The following is a 16,637-nucleotide window of genomic DNA, read 5'->3' on the forward strand; positions in this document are numbered from 1 at the left end:
TGGGGGTGAGGAAATCAGGCGCTCAGCGCCTGGAAGGCTGAGTTCGGATCGGCTTGCGAGGCCGCCTGGGAAATGCGGCTTTGCGGCGGCAGGCTGCGCGTCAGCCAGACATTGCCGCCGATGACCGAGCCGCGGCCGATGGTGATGCGGCCGAGCACGGTGGCGCCGGCGTAGATGACGACGTCGTCCTCGACGATGGGGTGGCGCGGCTGGCCCTTGTGGGCATGGCCGGCCTCGTCGGTCGGGATGCTCTTGGCGCCCAGCGTGACGTTCTGATAGATGCGCACACGCTGGCCCAGCACGGCCGTCTCGCCGATGACGACGCCGGTGCCATGGTCAATGAAACAACCCGCACCGATCTGCGCGCCAGGGTGGATGTCGATGCCGGTCTGCGCATGGGCGAGCTCGGCGATCACGCGAGCAATCAGCGGCAGCCCGAGACGGTACAACTCGTGCGCAAGGCGGTGGCTGATCAGCGCATGCAGGCCCGGGTAGCAAAGCAGCACTTCGTCGACGCTGCGCGCTGCCGGATCGCCCTGGAAGGCGGCGATGACGTCGCTGTCCAGCAGTTCGCGCACGACGGGCAGGCGGGCGGCGAAGCGGGCCACGCGCTCGGCGGCGTCGTTGAAGGTCGGCACCTCGGTACCGCGCAGCCGCGCGTCGTGGCCCAGTTCCAGCGCCACCTGCTGGCGCAGCCTGGAGAGCGCCGCGCCCAGCGTGTGGCCGACGTAGTAGTCCTCGCCCTCGGGCTGCAGGTCGGGCGGCCCTAGGCGCATCGGGAACAGCGCGCCGGCCAGTTGCTGCACGACGACCGCCAGCAGCTCGCGCGACGGCAGCTCGCGGCCACCGGCGTCCCAGCGACGGTGCTCCTCGCGCCAGCGCCGGCGCGCGCCACGCAGCGCCGAGACGATGCTCGACAGCTCGTCGACCGTATCCATCAGTCCTGCACCCAGGGCAGGCTGTGGAAACGCCAGCCATTGAAATGGCCGCGCTGCTGGTGATCGTCGCTGTCGCCTTCAAAGCCTTCCTGCACATTGAAGACATTGGCCAGCCCGGCCTTGGTCGCCGCCTCGGCAGCCAGCGCCGAGCGCTTGCCGCTGCGGCACAGCAGCAGCACCGGCAGCTCGTTGCCAGATTTGCCGCCCACCTTGGCGTCCAGCTCCTTGGCGAAACGCGGGTTGCGGTTCAGCGAGGTGCCGGTGGCCCAGGCCACGTGCAGGCTGCCCGGCACATGGCCGACGAAATGGCGCTCCTCGGCGCTGCGCACGTCGACGAGGACGGCGCGGCCCGCCTGGACCAGGGCCCAGGCATCGCGCGGTGCGACGCTGCCTGCGAAGGGCAGCACAGCGGCCTGGGCAGCCTCGCGGGCGCGGGCCAGGACTTCGGGTTCTTCAAAAGCAACGGTGCTCATGTCGGCTCTCATGCGAAAACCGAGCAAGGCTAGGGTTCAGGGCTTCTTCGGCAAACGAAGCAAAACGCGAACAGTTATGCGGTTTGCACGCAAGGCCCTCAGGCAAAGAAAAAGCCCTTCGACCGGCGCACCGGTTCGAAGGGCTGAATCCACCCTTGCGGGAGGAGGAGACAAACAAGGAAGTCTCAACCGTAACGCCAGAGCGGCGGGCGTGGCAGTCAACTTGGCGACTGATTGAATGACCAAACCGTCATGAGGTATGAGCTGCGGTTAAGTCTTCAGCCGCCCAGCCGCCCGATCCACCATCGGATCATCGCCCTGGCATCCCCAATCTTGATGAGCAACCGCCCTTGACCTGGGAAACCCTGTGGACCGATCGCCACTCCATGGCCTGATCGTCAGCCGCGAAGCAACGCAGCTTCATTCAAGGGGCACTCATGAACTCAAGCCAGACTCACTGGACCCGCGCGGCCATGCAGCGCACGACCTTGGTGTTGGCTGCGGGGTTGGCGCTGGCCGCAACGCCAGCTACGGCGGGTACCGTCGTCTACGACAGCTTCGACACGCCCGGCTATTCCCTGGCCAGCTATGGCGCCAAATGGGTCAACCCCTATGGCCTGGGCGAAATGGCCCTCGGCGACACGCGCGACTTCTCGGGCGGCAGCTTCGCCATCAAGGCCCCGGTCTTCCAGACGGGCTATGACTTCAGCGTCTACGACCACCTCAAGTACATCGCCACCAGCAGCCAGGCCTTCGCCGTGCCCACCGGCGGCTCGCTGACCTTCTCCTCCACCATCAGCGCCACGGCCCATAACACCCAGGCGGCGGGCCGCGTCATCAGCGGCAGCTACATCCAGAGCGGCCTGCCCTATTCGGCCACGGCCCTCGAGGGCCAGCAGGCTGGTGCGGTCATGAACATGATCGACTTCTCCACCGGCCAGCTGTTCGACTGGTTCATCTCCGGCTCGACCGCCTTCACACTGATCGAGCGCCTGCCGTCGTCGGTCACCAACCCGGCGCTGTTGCCGGGCGATCCGGGCTACGTCGGCATCGACAAGATGTACACGCAGATCATCAAGCAGATCGACATCGGCCCCGGGCCGCACATGGCTTCCATCAGCTACAGCGATGCCGGCAGCGTCAGCTACTTTCTCGACGGTGCACTGGTGTCCCAGGTCGACAACGTCGGCATCCCGCTCGACCAGCAGGGCGCCAACTGGTCCGGCGTCTATCCGTCCTATGGCCCGGGCGAGGCCCTGGCCGGCAAGATCCACAACCTGACCATCGGCCACGGCCTCTTCAGCCTGCTCGACGCCTTCCCCTTCCAGCACCCCGACCGGCCGGACCTGGCCGTCTCCATCCCGGTGTCGGAACGCCTGTTCGGCCAGGGCATGGACGCGAGCTTCGACAACTTCACCGTCACCTCGGTGCCCGAGCCGGGCAGCTGGGCGATGCTGGTGGCCGGCTTGATGGGGGTCGGCGTGGCACTGCGGGGCCGGCGAACGGTCCCGGCCTGAGGCAAGCGCCAGAAAAATCACGACAGCTCCGGATCGCATGACGTATGATGATCGTCATGCGAAATACAGCAAGCAACGCCAGAGCCGCGGCCAAGGAGGCCTCGCACGAGCGCATCGTGTCGGCCGCGGCGCGAGCCATCCGCCGCAGCGGCTATGACGGCACGGGTGTGGCCGACATCATGAAGGAGGCGGGCCTGACCCATGGTGCCTTCTACGCCCACTTCCCGTCCCGGGAGGCCATGCTGGCGGAAGCGGCCGGGCTGGCCTGTGCCCAGGCAGCCGCCGCCGTGGCTGACGTCGTGGCCCACACGCCGCCCGACAAGACGCTGGAGACCATGCTGCACGCCTACCTCTCCAAGGCCCACGTCGAACAGGTGGAACTCGGCTGCCCACTGGCGGCCCTGGGCTCGGAGACGTCCCGCCAGGCTCCCGAGGTGCGCAGGGTGACCACCCGCCACATCAAGGCGATGGTGGACCTGATTGCGCGCCAGTCGCCTGATTGGGGGCAACCCGCAGCGCATGAACACGCATTGGTGACCCTGGCGACCATGGTCGGCGCCCTGCTGCTGGCACGCGCCGTTGACGAACCTGCACTGTCGAGCAGCATGCTCGACGCGGCGCTGAAACGCCTGGCCCCCAGCCATCCCTGAACCCTCACCGACGCAGTCGGCCTTTTGCTCGCCTTTTAATATGACGAACATCATGCGAACAAAGCCTCAATCCTTCCTGACCCGCCGCGCACCGCGTACGCCGGCGAGCTCCTGACCTCCACACGCGGACGAAAGAACACCATGAACACGAACAACAAGATCGCCCTCGTGACGGGCGCCTCCTCAGGCATAGGCCAGGCCACCGCCGAGCGGCTCGCGAAGGCGGGCTACACCGTGTACGGCACCAGCCGGCAGGGGCGGCAGGCGGGGCAGCGCGGGTTCAAGATGCTGGCCCTGGACGTGACGCTGGACGACTCGGTCCAGGCCGCAGTGGACCAGGTGATGGCGCTGCACGGCCGCATCGACCTGCTCATCAACAACGCCGGCTTTGGCGTCGCGCCGGCCGGCGCGGAGGAAAGCTCCATCGAGCAGGCGCAGGCCATCTTCGACACCAACTTCTTCGGCATCGTCCGCATGACGCGGGCCGTCCTGCCGCACATGCGGCGCCAGGGCAGCGGCCGCATCATCAACATCGGCTCCGTGCTGGGCTTCCTGCCCATGCCCTACGGCGCGCTCTACGCCGCAACCAAGCACGCGATCGAAGGCTATTCCGAGTCGCTCGACCACGAGCTGCGCACCCGCGGCATCCGGGTCTCGGTCGTCGAACCGGCCTACACCAAGACGCCGTTCGACGCCAACTTCCTGGAGCCCGATGCCAAGCTCGATGCATACCGCGAGGCCCGTGTGGCGGTGAGCGAGAGGGTGAGGCAAGTGATGACGACCGCGGACCAGCCCGACGTCGTCGCCGAGGTCGTACTGAAAGCCGCCAGCGCAGCTCAGCCGCAACTCCGCTACACGGCCGGCGGGCTCGCGAGCCGCCTGCGACTGCTGCGCCGGTTCGCGCCCGCCGGCCTGGTGGACGCCGGCATCCGGCGCGATCTGCAGCTCGACGCGGTATCGTCGGCGAGCGCATCATGAAAGCCTTTCTCCTCGACCGCTACGGCAAGAACCGCACATTGCGGTCGGCAGAGGTGCCGGCTCCGACGCTGCGCGATGACGAGGTGCTGGTCCAGGTCCACGCCGCCGGCGTGAACCTGCTGGACGCCAAGATCAGGAGCGGCGAGTTCAAGCTCATCCTGCCCTACCGCCTGCCCCTGGTGCTGGGCCATGACGTGGCCGGCGTCGTCACCGAAGTCGGGCCGCGCGTGCAAGGTTTCAAGCCGGGCGACGAGGTCTATGCGCGGCCCGATGACTTCCGCATCGGCAGCTTCGCCGAATACGTGGCCGTCAAGGAGGCGTCCCTGGCGCTCAAGCCCAAGGCGCTCAGCATGGAAGAGGCCGCGTCGCTGCCGCTGGTGGGCCTGACCGCCTGGCAGGCCCTCATCGAGAGGGCCAAGCTGAAGAAGGGGCAGAAAGTCTTCATCCAGGCCGGCTCCGGTGGCGTCGGCAGCTTCGCCATCCAGCTGGCCAAGCATGTGGGGGCCACCGTCGCCACCACGACCAGCAGCGCCAACATCAAGCTCGTGAAGCGCCTGGGCGCCGATGTCGTCATCGACTACCGCAACGATGACTTCGAGCGCGTGCTGCAGGACTACGACGTCGTGCTGCACAGCCAGGACACCGCGGCATTGCACAAGTCCCTGCGCGTACTCAAACCCGGCGGCACCCTCATCTCGATCTCCGGCCCGCCCGATCCTGCCTTCGCAAAGGGCCTGGGCGCGCCCTGGTTCGTGCGCCTCGTCGTGCGCCTGTTGAGCGCCGGCGTCAGGCGGGCGGCAGCGCGCCTGGGCTTGAACTACTCGTTCCTCTTCATGCGGGCCAGCGGGCAACAGCTGCGCGAGATCACTCGCCTGGTCGACGCCGGCGCGATACGCCCGGTCGTGGACCGCGTCTTTGCGTTCGAATCGACGAACGACGCGCTGGCCTATGTCGAGACAGGCCGGGCCAAGGGCAAGGTGGTGGTCAAGGTGAAGTAGACGACCGGTGGCGATGTGCACTGCCCTCGGCCTTGCGGTAGTGCTCGCCCAGCACGTCGCGGCCGAAGTCGCCGTCGAAGTCGCGCCACACCGAATGGATGTGGTTGCCACCCGAGTTGTCGAACTCGATGAGGAAGCTGGCGCCCTGGATGCGGAAGTAAAACGGCTGGCCGGCCTGCGTTGATCCGGCCCAGCCCATGCGGATGCCGTCGAGCGGCGCGGCGCGCACGCGGCCCAGGCGAGCCTGGGCCAGATCGGGTTGAAGGTGGTCGGCCAAGGCGGTGATCAGCTTCAGCACCTGGGCCTGCTGGCCGGCGTCCATGTCCGCGAAGGGCAGGCCCATGGCGTCCAGCGGCCTGGCACGCGCGGCATTGCCGCTGACGATGTCGCCAAAGGGGCGGGTGCTGAAGATGGCGCGCGAACGCTGTGCCGGCGCCAGACCGGCCAGCCATTGGCGGGCCAGGTCTTCCTCGCTACCCAGCAGGCGAAAGCCCTGCCGCGGCCCGGCAGGCACGACGGCCGGGTTGGCGCCAAAGAATTGCGGCAGCGTCGACACATAGCGGTCGCCGTTCAGGCTGAAGTGCAGCGACAGGTGATGCCCCTCGACGCGCCATCCCCAGCCGGCAGCGCCGGGCTCGCCGAACAGCGCGACGGCGTAGTTCTCGGGGTCGCGAGAGCTTCCCGAGCCTTCGATCTGGCGCAACGCGATCTCCAGCGCCATCAGCGCCCTCACCTTGTCCAGCCCGCTCTCGTTCAGCGCGGTGCGCAGCAGGGCCGTCGTCGCCTCGCGCTGCGCGGGAGACATCGCCTTCAAGGCGATGCCGTCACGGCGGCGCGGCGTGTAGTGCCAGTCGCTGCGGGCGGCCTCGGTGAAGGGCTGCAGCAGCTCACCGCGCTGTGCTGCCGGTGTGGCCTGCACGAGCTGCAGGCCGGCCTGGGTAGGCGCTGGCGCTTGGGCGTGTGAAGCGGACATGACGGCCAGCAGCGTGGCAAGAATCGAACCTGCCAAAAGAGCGCGACGGAGTTTCATGGCGCGCAACATAACGCGGCTGTTCCTAGGGATCAACTTTCCGTCAGGCCCCGCCTAGGCTGGCCGCCCAACCAGGAGATGCCCATGACTGCCAAGAACACGATCTGCCTCTGGTATGACGGTGACGCCGAAGCCGCCGCGCGTTTCTATGCCGAGACCTTCCCCGACAGCCGCGTCGGCGCTGTCCACCGCGCGCCGGGCGACTACCCCGACGGCAAGCAGGGCAACGTGCTGACCGTGGAGTTCACCGTCGCCGGCATCCCGTGCATCGGCTTGAACGGTGGCCCGATGTTCAAGCACAGCGAAGCCTTCTCCTTCCAGATCGCCACCGACAACCAGGCCGAGACCGACCGCCTGTGGAAAGCCATCGTCGGCAATGGTGGGCAGGAAAGCCAATGCGGCTGGTGCAAGGACCGCTGGGGGCTGTCGTGGCAGATCACGCCGCGCGCGCTCATCGATGCCATCAGCGACCCCGATACCGCCGCTGCCAAGCGGGCCTTCGAGGCCATGATGGAGATGCAGAAGATCGACATCGCCAAGATCGAGGCCGCACGACGCGGTTGAGCGGGCCCGCCGGGCCCTGAGAATCCCGGCCATGAGACCTGCCCTCACCATCGCAGGGCTGCTGGCCGCCGCCCTGCTGGTCAGTTGCGCCCACCACCCCAGCCTCGCACCCCAACCGCTCGCCGAAGCCGACGCGGCCGTCGAGCGCTTCATCGCCCAGGGCCAGCTGCCAGGCGCCGCGCTGTGGGTCGAGCGCGTCGGCCACGGCAGCCACCATCGCGCCTACGGCCAGCGTGCCGTCGAGCCGGCGCCCGAGCCGCTGGACGAGGCCACCATCTTCGACGCCGCCTCGCTGACCAAGCCGGTCGTCACCGCCACGCTGGTGCAGCTGCTGCGCGAGCGCGGCCAGCTTGACCTCGAGGCGCCACTGCAGCGCTATCTGCCGGGCTGCGGTGGCGCCGACAAGGCCGCCATCACGTTGCGCCTGCTGCTGACGCACAGCTCGGGCCTGCCCTCCGGCCTGCCCCGCAATGGCGCCGGCGACTGGGCGGGTAAGGACGACGCCCTGCGCATCGCCTGCGGCCTGCCCCTGGCCGCTGCGCCGGGCGCGCAGTTCCGCTACTCGGACGTCAACTACATCCTGCTCGGCCTGATCGTCGAACGCGCCAGTGGTGTGGCGCTGGAACGCCTGGCCGAGCAGGCCCTGTTCCAGCCCCTGGGCATGATGGACAGCGGCTATCTGCCGCTGCGCCGCATGGACGCCTCACGCGTCGCACCGACCGAGAAGTTGCCCGGTGGCCAGGTGCTGCGCGGCGAGGTGCACGACCCGACCGCCCGCAAGATGGGCGGCGTGGCCGGCCATGCAGGCCTGTTCACGACGACGGCGGACCTGGCCCGCTTCGCGCGCATGCTGCTGGCCGGCGGCGTGGGCGAGGACGGCCGACGCCTGCTGTCCGAGCAAAGCGTGGCCCTGCTGACGACGCCGCAGTCCCCGCCCGGCCTCGCAGAGCAGCGCGGCATGGGCTGGGACATCGCCTCGCCCTATGCGCGCCCGCGCGGCAGCCTCTATCCGCCCACCAGTTTTGGCCACACCGGCTTCACCGGCTGCGCCTTCTGGCTGGACCCGACGAGCCGCAGCTTTTTCGTGCTGCTGTCCAACCGCGTGCATCCAACCGCAGGCACCAATGTGCTGCCGCTGTATGGCGAGCTGGGTACGCTGGCGGCGCGGGCGGCGGGTTTGTAGGCGGATAAGCCAAGCCCATCGCGCCACAGCCCGTTTCGTCGCATGGGCCATGCCTCATGCGCGCGCCGACCTAGATTGCATGCCTTCAATGGCACAGGATCTGCATGAACCCCATGAGGCGTGACTGGTCGAGACGGGTCTTGCTCGGCGTGCTGGCGGCTGCGCCGGCTGCCACCAGGGCAGCGCTCGCGACCCAAGGCGAGGTGTTCGTTGTCTCCACCCTGTACTCGCGGCACAAGCTGGTGCCAGCCTACGGCCTGCCCGTGCTCCGCCAGGTCATCGAGGCCGTGAAGCCCGATGTGCTGGTGTTGGACGTCACACCCAAGGAACTGCGCACCCGCAAGGTCTGGCCCGGCAAGGTCGAGTACCTCGACGTCATCTTTCCCTACCTCGATGCCACCGGCATCCCGGCTCTGGGATCGGAACCGGACGAAGCCTTGTTCAATCAGCTGACGGGCTCGGTGGGCCAGGCTTACAAGGCCTTCGGTGAGCGGAACCCGGCCGGCGCCAAGGCGCTCGACGAGCTGAAGCAGGCCACGTATCGCGCGCTGGCCAGCGGGTGGAGCTCTGCTGCCGACGTGAACAGCGAGAAGACGGACCGGCTGGTGGCTGCGCTGCGGGAGATCGAGGAGGGCCTGGTGGGCCAGGAGGCTGCCCAGGTGCAGGCCCAGTGGGATCAGCACCACGCCGATCGGCTGCGCGACGCCGTGCACGCGCATGCCGGCAAACGGGTGCTGATGCTGGTGGGCATCGAAAGCCGCTACCGCGTGCTGCGCAACCTGCGGTCTGCGGACGAGATTCACCCGACCGACGCCGAGGCGTGGCTGCGGCGCGCCGGACTCTGATCCCGCGCCCCGAAGCCTGACGGCTTGAGCGCGAAAAGCAGCGCCAACTGAAATAGCTCAGTCGTTTTGCTTCGTTGGCGCCGCATGGCCCGCTGCCTAGAGTGGCGGGCATGTCTCTCGCCCTCGCTTCCCTTTCTGCGCCACCCGTGCTCATCCTGCAGCGCGTGGGCCAGTCGCGTGGGGCGCGGCCGCTGTTCGAAGAGATGGACCTGGCCCTGCATCCCGGCCAGCTGCTGTGGGTGCAGGGCGCCAACGGCAGCGGCAAGACCAGCCTGCTGCGGCTGATCTGCGGCCTCAGCGCGCCGCGCGCGGGGCGGGTGCATGTGGAGCGCGAGTTGCTCTACATCGGCCACCGGCCCGGGCTCAAGGACGTGCTGTCGGTCATCGAACAGCTGCGCAGCAGCGCCGCGCTGGCCGGGCGTCCTTGCACTGAAGGACAGGCCCTGGCGGCACTCGCGCCGGTCGGCCTGGACGACGCCGCCGGGCTGCGCCTGGCCCAGCTGTCCGAGGGCCAGCGCCGCCGCGTCGCCCTGGCGCAGTTGTGGCTTCCCCGGGTTGCACCGCTGTGGGTGCTGGACGAGCCGCTCGCCGCGCTGGACGCCGCGATGGCCGATCGCATCGCCCAACGCCTGGATCGGCATGCGGATGAAGGCGGCAGCGTCGTGTTCACCAGCCACCAGGCCCTGCCGCTCAAGCGCAGCGTCCGCAGCCTGCAGCTCGGGAGGCCTTGATGGGCGTCGCTCTGCAGGCCGCCGCGGCGCTCGCCCGGCGGGAGTGGTCCAGCACCTGGCGCCAGCCGGCCGAATGGCTGACGCCGCTGGGCTTCGTCGTCGGCGTGGCCGCCATGTTTCCCCTGGGTCTCGGGCCCGAGCCGGCTAGGCTGCGCGAGCTGGCGCCGGGCCTGCTGTGGATTGCCGCACTGCTGGCCAGCCTGCTGGCCCTGCCGCGCCTGTTCGCACCGGACCTCGCCGACGGCAGCCTGGAGCAATGGTGGCTGGCGCCGCTGCCACGCCCTTTTGCCGTGGCGCTGAAGCTGGCCGTGCACTGGGCCTTGGGCAGCCTGCCGCTGGTGCTCGTCACGCCGCTTCTGGCGCTGGCCTTCGGCATCGAAAACCCGACGCCACTCGCGCTGAGCCTGCTGCTCGGCACACCCGCGCTGGCGCTGCTCGGCGGCCTGGGCGCGGCGCTGGTGCTGCATGCGCGCGCCGGCGCCGGCTTGCTGGCCCTGCTGCTGCTGCCGCTGGAGGTGCCGGTGCTCGTCTTCGGCACTGCGGCGGCCCAAGGCGGTGCGAATGCAGACACCGCCCTGCTGCTGCTCGGCGCCTGGCTGGCCGTGCTGCTGGCCCTCGCCCCCTGGGCCACCTCGGCCGCTCTCTCACTGATGTTGGATTGAATGACCACCCCGCACCCGCTCTGGCGCTATGCCAGCCCCGCCCACTTCCTGCCGCTGACCGGCCGGCTGCTGCCCGCGCTGTGGCTGCTGGCTGCGCTGGGCATCGCCGCGGGCCTCACGCTCGGCCTCTTCATCGCGCCCACCGACGCCCAGCAGGGCGAGGCCTACCGCATCCTCTACCTGCACGTGCCGGCGGCCTGGATCGCCATGGTCTGCTACGGCGCCATGGCCTTCTGGGCGCTGTGGGGCCTGGCCTGGAAGACGCGCCTGGCCTTCGTGCTGATGCGCGCGCTGGCGCCCACCGGCGCCCTGTTCGCCGTGCTGACGCTGCTGACCGGCTCGCTCTGGGGCCGGCCGACCTGGGGCACCTGGTGGGTCTGGGATGCACGCCTCACCTCGGCCCTGCTGCTGGCCCTGCTCTATGTCGGCTTCATCGCGCTGACCTCGGCGGTCGACACGCCCGACGACCCGCGTCGTGGCGACCAGGCCGGCGCGCTGCTGGCGCTGGTTGGCGCGCTGAACCTGCCAGTGCTGTATTTCTCGGTCAGCTGGTGGAACACCCTGCACCAGGGCGCCTCCATCACAGCGCGCGGCAGCGCGATCGCGCCGGAGATGCTGGCGGCGCTGCTGCTGTCGACGCTGGGGTTCTGGGCCTATGCCGGCGCTGTCGTGCTGGCGCGGGCGAGGCGGCTGCTGCAGGCCCGGGTCGAGTCCGAGGCGCGCTGGCCACGTGCGCTTGGGAGCCTGACATGAGCGAGCTCTTCGGCGCCCACGCGTTCTATGTCTGGGCTTCACTCACGGCCGTGGCCCTAGGCATCGCCGTCGAGCTGTGGTCCCTCCGCCGATGAAACCCCGCCACATCCGCCTCCTCGGCCTGCTCGCCATGCTGGCCCTGCTCGCAATGGCCGGAGGCCTGGTGCTGAAGGCCTTCCGCCAGAACCTCGTCTTCTTCGTCACGCCCAGCGAGATCGTGCGCGGTGAAGCGTCGGCCGGCACGCGCTTTCGGCTCGGCGGCATGGTGGCGCCTGGTTCAGTGCAGCGCGGCGCCGACGGCCTGATGAGCTTCACGGTCACCGACGGTGCACGCGACGTCGCCGTGAGCTACCGCGGCCCGCTGCCCGACCTGTTTCGCGAAGGCAAGGGCGTGGTCGCGCAGGGCAAGCTGGCCGGCCTGGGCTTCGTCGCCGACGAGGTGCTGGCCAAGCATGACGAGAGCTACATGCCGCCCGAGGCTGCCGCGGCGCTCAAACAAGCGAGCGCAAGATGACGCCCGAACTCGGCCAGTTCGCACTGCTGCTGGCGTTGGCGGTCGCACTCGCGCAGGCGCTACTGCCGCTGTGGGGCGCACAGTCCGGCCGCACGCGCTGGATGGCTCTTGCGCGGCCCCTGGCCACCGTCGGCTTCGGCCTCGTCAGCACCGCCTTCGCCACGCTGGTCGCCAGCTTCATCCAGCTCGACACCTCGGTCGCCTACGTCGCCGCCAACGCCAGCCACGAGCTGCCGCTGGGCTATCGCATCACGGCGAGCTGGGGCGGGCACGAGGGCTCGCTGCTGCTGTGGGTGTGGATGCTGGCGGCCTGGGGCGCGCTGGTGGCCGCCCGCAGCCGCAAGCTACCGCCCGCCTTCGCGGCGCGCGTGCAGGGCGTGCTTGGCGCCGTGGCGGCTGGCTTCCTCGCCTTCATCGCCTTCACGTCCAACCCCTTTGCTCGGCTGCTGCCCGCGCCGCTGGAGGGCCGCGACCTGAACCCGCTGCTGCAGGACCCCGGCATGGCGGCCCACCCGCCGCTGCTCTACATGGGCTATGTCGGCTTCGCGGTCGGCTTCGCCTTCGCGGTGGCGGCCCTGCTGGACGACGCGCCCGACGCGCGCTGGACGCGCTGGGCCCGGCCCTGGGTGCTGGCCGCGTGGTCGGCGCTGACGGGCGGCATCCTGCTCGGCAGCTTCTGGGCCTATTACGAACTGGGCTGGGGCGGCTTCTGGTTCTGGGATGCGGTCGAAAACGCCGCCTTCATGCCCTGGCTGCTGGGCACCGCGCTGATCCACTCGCTGGCCGTGGCCGACAAGCGGCCGGGCTTCCTGCGCTGGAGCCTGCTGCTGGCGCTGCTGGCTTTTTCGCTGTCGTTGCTGGGCACCTTCCTCGTGCGCTCGGGCGTGGTCAGCTCGGTCCACGCGTTCGCGAGCGACCCGTCGCGCGGCCTCTTCATCCTGGCGCTGCTGGCGCTGGCCGTGGGCGGGTCGCTGACGCTGTACGCGCTGCGCGTGGGCCGCCTGCCCGCGGCCGAGGGCTACGCTTTCGGCTCGCGCGAATCGCTGCTGCTGCTGAACAACCTGCTGCTGGCCACGGCCACGGGCACCGTGCTGCTGGGCACGCTCTACCCGCTGGCGGCCGAAGTTATCTCGGGCACCAAGCTGTCGGTCGGCGCCCCCTACTTCGATACCGTCTTCCCGCCCATCATGCTGCCCCTCGTCGCCCTGCTCGTCGTCGGGCCGCTGGCGCGCTGGCGGGTGGCGGCACTGGGTGCCGTGAAGCCGTTGCTGCCGCTGGCATTGACCGCGCTCGCGAGCGCTGCGGTGCTGGCCGTCGCACTGCAAGGCTCGCTGTGGCTGGCTGCCGGCATCGCCACCGGCCTGTGGGCGCTCGGCGGCACGCTGTCACTCGCCTGGCACCAGCGCGCCGCCTGGCGGCACAGCCTGCCGCTGTGGCTGGCGCATGCCGGCATCGCCGTCTTCGTGCTGGCCGTGACGCTGGTGCGCAGCCTGGAGCAGGCGCATGACCTGCAACTCGCGCCTGGCGAGCAGGTGCGCGTGGCAGGCCATCTGCTGCGCTTCGAAAGGCTGGAGGCCGTGGACGGCGCCAACTACCGCGCCGCCCGGGCCAAGCTGGTGTGGCAACACGGCGGTGAGGTCATCACGCTGTCGCCGGAGAAGCGCGTCTATACCCGTCGGCAGTCTGCGATGACCGAGGCGGCCATCTCGCGCGGCCCGTGGCGCGACGTCTACGTCAGCCTGGGCGATGCCGATGTCGACGGGCGCTGGGCGCTGCGCCTGCAGATCAAGCCCTTCATGAGCTGGGTGTGGATCGGCGCGCTGCTGATGGCCGTCGGCGGCCTCTGGGGCGCACTCGCTCGGGGACGCAGCCCGCGCGCCGAGTTGCAGCCCAACTTCGTCCCCGCGCTCTCGACGCCATGAAACCCAAGCTCGCCACCCTCGTTCCGCTGCTGGCCAGCGCAGCCCTCGTTACGCTGCTCGCACGCGGCCTGAACCGAGATGCCCTGGCGGAGCCCACTTCGCCCTTGATCGGCAAACCTGCTCCCGTGCTCGACCTCGAGCGCCTGGACGGCGAAAGCCTGGCTTTGCAAGGCCAGGTCTGGGTGCTGAATGTGTTCGCCTCCTGGTGCGCGCCCTGCCGCGCCGAGCTGCCGGTGCTGGGTCAGCTCGCCGAACAGAGCGGCGTGCGCGTCGTCGGCCTGGACTACCGCGACACGCCCGAGCTGGGCCTGGCCTTCCTGAAGCGCCACGGCAACCCGTATGCGCTGACCTGGCTGGACCCGCAAGGCAAGGGCAGCCTGGCCTGGGGCATCACCGGCGTGCCCGAAACCTTTGTCATCGACCGTCGCGGCGTCGTGCGGCTGCGGCTCACGGGGCCGGTCACGGCGGAGGACCTGAACAAGCGCCTGCTGCCCCTGATCGCGAGGTTGAAGCGTGCGTAGCCTCGTCGCGCCCCTGCTGCTGGCCGCGGCCTTCAATGCCCGGGCTGAAGACCTCGATACCCGCGTCGAACGTCTGGCTCAGGAGCTGCGTTGCGTCGTCTGCCAGAGCCAGAGCGTGGCCGAGTCCAGCGCGCCGCTGGCCGTCGACATGAAGCGCCAGCTGCGCGAAGGCCTGGCCGCCGGCCGCAGCGAAGTCGAGCTGCGTGAGGAGCTGGTGCAGCGCTATGGCGAGCAGGTGCTCTACCGCCCCGCCCTGCACGCCGGCACGGCGCCGCTCTGGTTCGGGCCGCTGGCACTGCTGGCCATCGGTGCCGGTGTCTATCTGCGCCAGGGCCGGCGGCGCGAGGAGCCGCGGTGAGCCTATTCATCCTCGCCGCCGTCGTGTTGACGCTGGCCTCGCTGCTGCCTCTCGCGCCGGCCCTGCTGGGCCCCAACAGCCCACGCGCATGGCGCACCGCTGCAGTCCTGGGACTGGCCCTGCCGCTCGCTGCCAGCCTGCTCTACGTCCAACTCGGCCGACCCGACGCCATCAACCCGCCGCCTGCGCTGCCCGCCAACCCCGTTCAGCAGATGGTGCAGCGCCTGGCCGACCGTCTGCAGCGCACGCCCGACGACGCCGAAGGCTGGGCCCTGCTGGCCCGCGCCTACGAGCAGTTGGGCCGCCCGCAGGACGCCCTGCCCGCCTACGCGCAACTCGAACGCCTGCGCCCCGCCGACCCGCAGCCCTTGAGCCAGCACGCCGTCACCCTCGCTTTGGTGCAAGGCCGGGGCCTCGCTGGTGAGCCCGAGGCGCTGCTGCAACGCGCGTTGAAGCTCGACCCGCACCATGTGCCCACGCTGGCCCTGCTCGGCAGCGCCGCCCATGAGCGCGGCGACACGGCGGCGGCTGTGGGCTACTGGCGCCGCGTGCTGGCCGAGGTGCCGGCCGACAGCGACATCGCCGCCTCGCTGCGCGACAGCATCGCGAAGGCGCAGGCCCGTTGAACAGGCCCTACATTGCGGCTGACCGTCTTCAGCCCGGAGCCCCGCCATCGACTCGCCGCCCCGCCCCGTCAGCTTCTGGGAAGCCTTCCGCTTCTGGCTCAAGCTCGGCTTCATCAGCTTCGGCGGGCCGGCCGGGCAGATCGCCATCATGCACACCGAGCTGGTCGAGCGCCGCCGCTGGATCAGCGAGAAGCGCTTCCTGCATGCGCTGAACTACTGCATGGTCCTGCCCGGCCCCGAGGCCCAGCAGCTCGCCACCTACATCGGCTGGCTGATGCATCGCAGCTGGGGCGGCATCGTCGCCGGCGCGCTGTTCGTGCTGCCGTCCCTCTTCATCCTCGTCGCGCTGGCCTGGGTCTACATGGCCTGGGGCAAGCTGCCCGTCGTGGCCGGCCTCTTCTATGGCCTCAAGCCCGCGGTGACGGCCCTGGTCGTGCATGCGGCCCACCGCATCGGCACGCGGGCGCTGAAGAACGGCTGGCTGTGGGGCATCGCTGCCGCCGCCTTTGTCGCCATCTTTGCGCTGGACGCACCCTTCCCGCTGATCGTGCTGGCCGCTGCCCTCATCGGCCACATCGGCGGCCGGTTGGCGCCGCAAGTTTTCGCCCTCGGCGGCGGCCACGGGGCGGCCAAGCAGGGCTACGGCCCGGCGCTGATCGACGACGACACGCCGACGCCACCCCATGCCCGCTTCAGCCGCAGCCGCCTGGCCCGCGTGCTCGCTATCGGCCTCGGGCTGTGGCTGGCCGCCATGGCCGGCCTGGTCGCCGCCCACGGTTTTCAAGGCGCGCTGACGCAGATGGGCTGGTTCTTCACCAAGGCCGCGCTGCTGACCTTTGGCGGCGCCTATGCGGTGCTGCCCTATGTCTACCAGGGCGCGGTCGAGCAGCACCAGTGGCTGACCGGCACGCAGATGATCGACGGCCTGGCCCTGGGCGAGACAACGCCGGGGCCGCTGATCATGGTGGTCGCCTTCGTCGGCTTCGTCGGCGGCTGGGTGAAGCAGCTCTTCGGGCCGGACTCGCTCTTCGTGGCCGGCGCCGCGGCGGCGAGCGTCGTCACCTTCTTCACCTTCCTGCCGTCCTTTGTCTTCATCCTGGCCGGCGGCCCGGTCATCGAGTCCACGCACGGCAAGCTGCAGTTCACCGCGCCACTGACGGCCATCACGGCGGCGGTCGTCGGCGTCATCCTCAACCTGGCCGTGTTCTTCGCGTATCACGTGCTGTGGCCCCAGGGCTTTGGCGGGCGCTTCGACGCGGTCTCGGCCCTCATCGCCGTCGGCGCCGGCATTGCGCTGTTTCGCTTCAAGCTGGGCGTCATGCCGCTGCTGGGCCTGTGCGCGGCGATCGGCCTGGCCACCACGCTGCTGTGAGG

19 protein-coding genes are annotated in these 16,637 nt (G+C 69.8%); 16 read left to right on the forward strand and 3 right to left on the reverse strand.

The annotated features are described in order from the left end of the window. Positions 1–14: 14 nt before the first annotated feature. Positions 15–938, reverse strand: a complete 924-nt coding sequence (epsC, locus tag AC1DW0_RS23270) for a serine O-acetyltransferase EpsC (RefSeq protein WP_457390786.1) — start codon at positions 936–938, stop codon at positions 15–17. After that, on the reverse strand, positions 938–1,411 hold the full coding sequence (locus AC1DW0_RS23275; protein ID WP_056193954.1) for a rhodanese-like domain-containing protein: 474 nt from the start codon (positions 1,409–1,411) through the stop codon (positions 938–940). The genes epsC and AC1DW0_RS23275 overlap by 1 nt, the downstream gene beginning before the upstream one ends. Positions 1,412–1,848: 437 nt before the next feature. On the opposite strand from AC1DW0_RS23275, the gene AC1DW0_RS23280 reads away from it, so the two are divergent. The 4 genes from AC1DW0_RS23280 to AC1DW0_RS23295 all read left to right on the forward strand — a co-directional run bounded on the left by AC1DW0_RS23280 (position 1,849) and on the right by AC1DW0_RS23295 (position 5,554). Then, complete coding sequence (locus AC1DW0_RS23280) at positions 1,849–2,928, forward strand: DUF6081 family protein (protein WP_477948272.1); 1,080 nt, start codon at positions 1,849–1,851, stop codon at positions 2,926–2,928. A 44-nt stretch (positions 2,929–2,972) separates the two neighbouring features. Further along, positions 2,973–3,578, forward strand: a complete 606-nt coding sequence (locus AC1DW0_RS23285; RefSeq protein WP_477948274.1) for a TetR/AcrR family transcriptional regulator — start codon at positions 2,973–2,975, stop codon at positions 3,576–3,578. A gap of 141 nt (positions 3,579–3,719) precedes the next feature. Further along, a complete protein-coding gene (locus tag AC1DW0_RS23290; protein ID WP_477857135.1) occupies positions 3,720–4,556 on the forward strand; it encodes an oxidoreductase in 837 nt (278 codons plus the stop codon). Next, positions 4,553–5,554 carry an NADP-dependent oxidoreductase gene (locus AC1DW0_RS23295; protein ID WP_457323346.1) on the forward strand — a complete coding sequence of 334 codons (1,002 nt, stop codon included), beginning with the start codon at positions 4,553–4,555 and terminating at the stop codon, positions 5,552–5,554. The genes AC1DW0_RS23290 and AC1DW0_RS23295 overlap by 4 nt, the downstream gene beginning before the upstream one ends. Here AC1DW0_RS23295 and AC1DW0_RS23300 read toward each other — a convergent pair. Further along, positions 5,541–6,584, reverse strand: a complete 1,044-nt coding sequence (locus tag AC1DW0_RS23300) for a DUF3500 domain-containing protein (protein WP_477948277.1) — start codon at positions 6,582–6,584, stop codon at positions 5,541–5,543. The genes AC1DW0_RS23295 and AC1DW0_RS23300 overlap by 14 nt on opposite strands. Positions 6,585–6,668: 84 nt before the next feature. Here AC1DW0_RS23300 and AC1DW0_RS23305 point away from each other — a divergent pair, with 84 nt between their 5' ends. The 12 genes from AC1DW0_RS23305 (at position 6,669) to chrA (ending at position 16,635) form a co-directional block, all read left to right on the forward strand. Continuing rightward, on the forward strand, positions 6,669–7,148 hold the full coding sequence (locus AC1DW0_RS23305) for a VOC family protein (RefSeq protein ID WP_457323344.1): 480 nt from the start codon (positions 6,669–6,671) through the stop codon (positions 7,146–7,148). A gap of 31 nt (positions 7,149–7,179) precedes the next feature. After that, positions 7,180–8,331 carry a serine hydrolase domain-containing protein gene (locus tag AC1DW0_RS23310; RefSeq protein ID WP_477857246.1) on the forward strand — a complete coding sequence of 384 codons (1,152 nt, stop codon included), beginning with the start codon at positions 7,180–7,182 and terminating at the stop codon, positions 8,329–8,331. A 140-nt stretch (positions 8,332–8,471) separates the two neighbouring features. Next, positions 8,472–9,176: a hypothetical protein gene (locus AC1DW0_RS23315; RefSeq protein WP_477948279.1), complete on the forward strand. Its 705-nt coding sequence runs from the start codon at positions 8,472–8,474 to the stop codon at positions 9,174–9,176. Between the two features lie 110 nt (positions 9,177–9,286). Continuing rightward, positions 9,287–9,907 carry a heme ABC exporter ATP-binding protein CcmA gene (ccmA, locus tag AC1DW0_RS23320; protein WP_457323785.1) on the forward strand — a complete coding sequence of 207 codons (621 nt, stop codon included), beginning with the start codon at positions 9,287–9,289 and terminating at the stop codon, positions 9,905–9,907. Continuing rightward, complete coding sequence (gene ccmB, locus AC1DW0_RS23325) at positions 9,907–10,569, forward strand: heme exporter protein CcmB (RefSeq protein WP_477948281.1); 663 nt, start codon at positions 9,907–9,909, stop codon at positions 10,567–10,569. The genes ccmA and ccmB overlap by 1 nt, the downstream gene beginning before the upstream one ends. Continuing rightward, on the forward strand, positions 10,570–11,322 hold the full coding sequence (gene ccmC, locus AC1DW0_RS23330) for a heme ABC transporter permease CcmC (protein WP_477948282.1): 753 nt from the start codon (positions 10,570–10,572) through the stop codon (positions 11,320–11,322). A gap of 91 nt (positions 11,323–11,413) precedes the next feature. Then, entirely contained in the window at positions 11,414–11,836 is a 423-nt protein-coding gene (ccmE, locus tag AC1DW0_RS23335; protein WP_457323782.1) for a cytochrome c maturation protein CcmE, read from the forward strand. Beyond that, positions 11,833–13,758: a heme lyase CcmF/NrfE family subunit gene (locus AC1DW0_RS23340; RefSeq protein ID WP_457323781.1), complete on the forward strand. Its 1,926-nt coding sequence runs from the start codon at positions 11,833–11,835 to the stop codon at positions 13,756–13,758. The genes ccmE and AC1DW0_RS23340 overlap by 4 nt, the downstream gene beginning before the upstream one ends. Further along, positions 13,755–14,279: a DsbE family thiol:disulfide interchange protein gene (locus AC1DW0_RS23345; RefSeq protein WP_457323780.1), complete on the forward strand. Its 525-nt coding sequence runs from the start codon at positions 13,755–13,757 to the stop codon at positions 14,277–14,279. Before AC1DW0_RS23340 ends, AC1DW0_RS23345 begins: the two co-directional genes overlap by 4 nt. Beyond that, positions 14,272–14,637, forward strand: coding sequence for a cytochrome c-type biogenesis protein (locus AC1DW0_RS23350; protein WP_457323779.1), 366 nt, complete (start codon positions 14,272–14,274; stop codon positions 14,635–14,637). The genes AC1DW0_RS23345 and AC1DW0_RS23350 overlap by 8 nt, the downstream gene beginning before the upstream one ends. Then, positions 14,634–15,263 (forward strand): tetratricopeptide repeat protein, encoded by a 630-nt coding sequence (locus tag AC1DW0_RS23355; protein ID WP_457323778.1) that lies wholly within the window; start codon positions 14,634–14,636, stop codon positions 15,261–15,263. The genes AC1DW0_RS23350 and AC1DW0_RS23355 overlap by 4 nt, the downstream gene beginning before the upstream one ends. 46 nt (positions 15,264–15,309) lie before the next feature. Next, positions 15,310–16,635, forward strand: a complete 1,326-nt coding sequence (gene chrA, locus AC1DW0_RS23360; protein WP_477948501.1) for a chromate efflux transporter — start codon at positions 15,310–15,312, stop codon at positions 16,633–16,635. Positions 16,636–16,637: the final 2 nt, after the last annotated feature.

The sequence above is a fragment of the Roseateles sp. P4_D2 genome, from assembly GCF_056401875.1.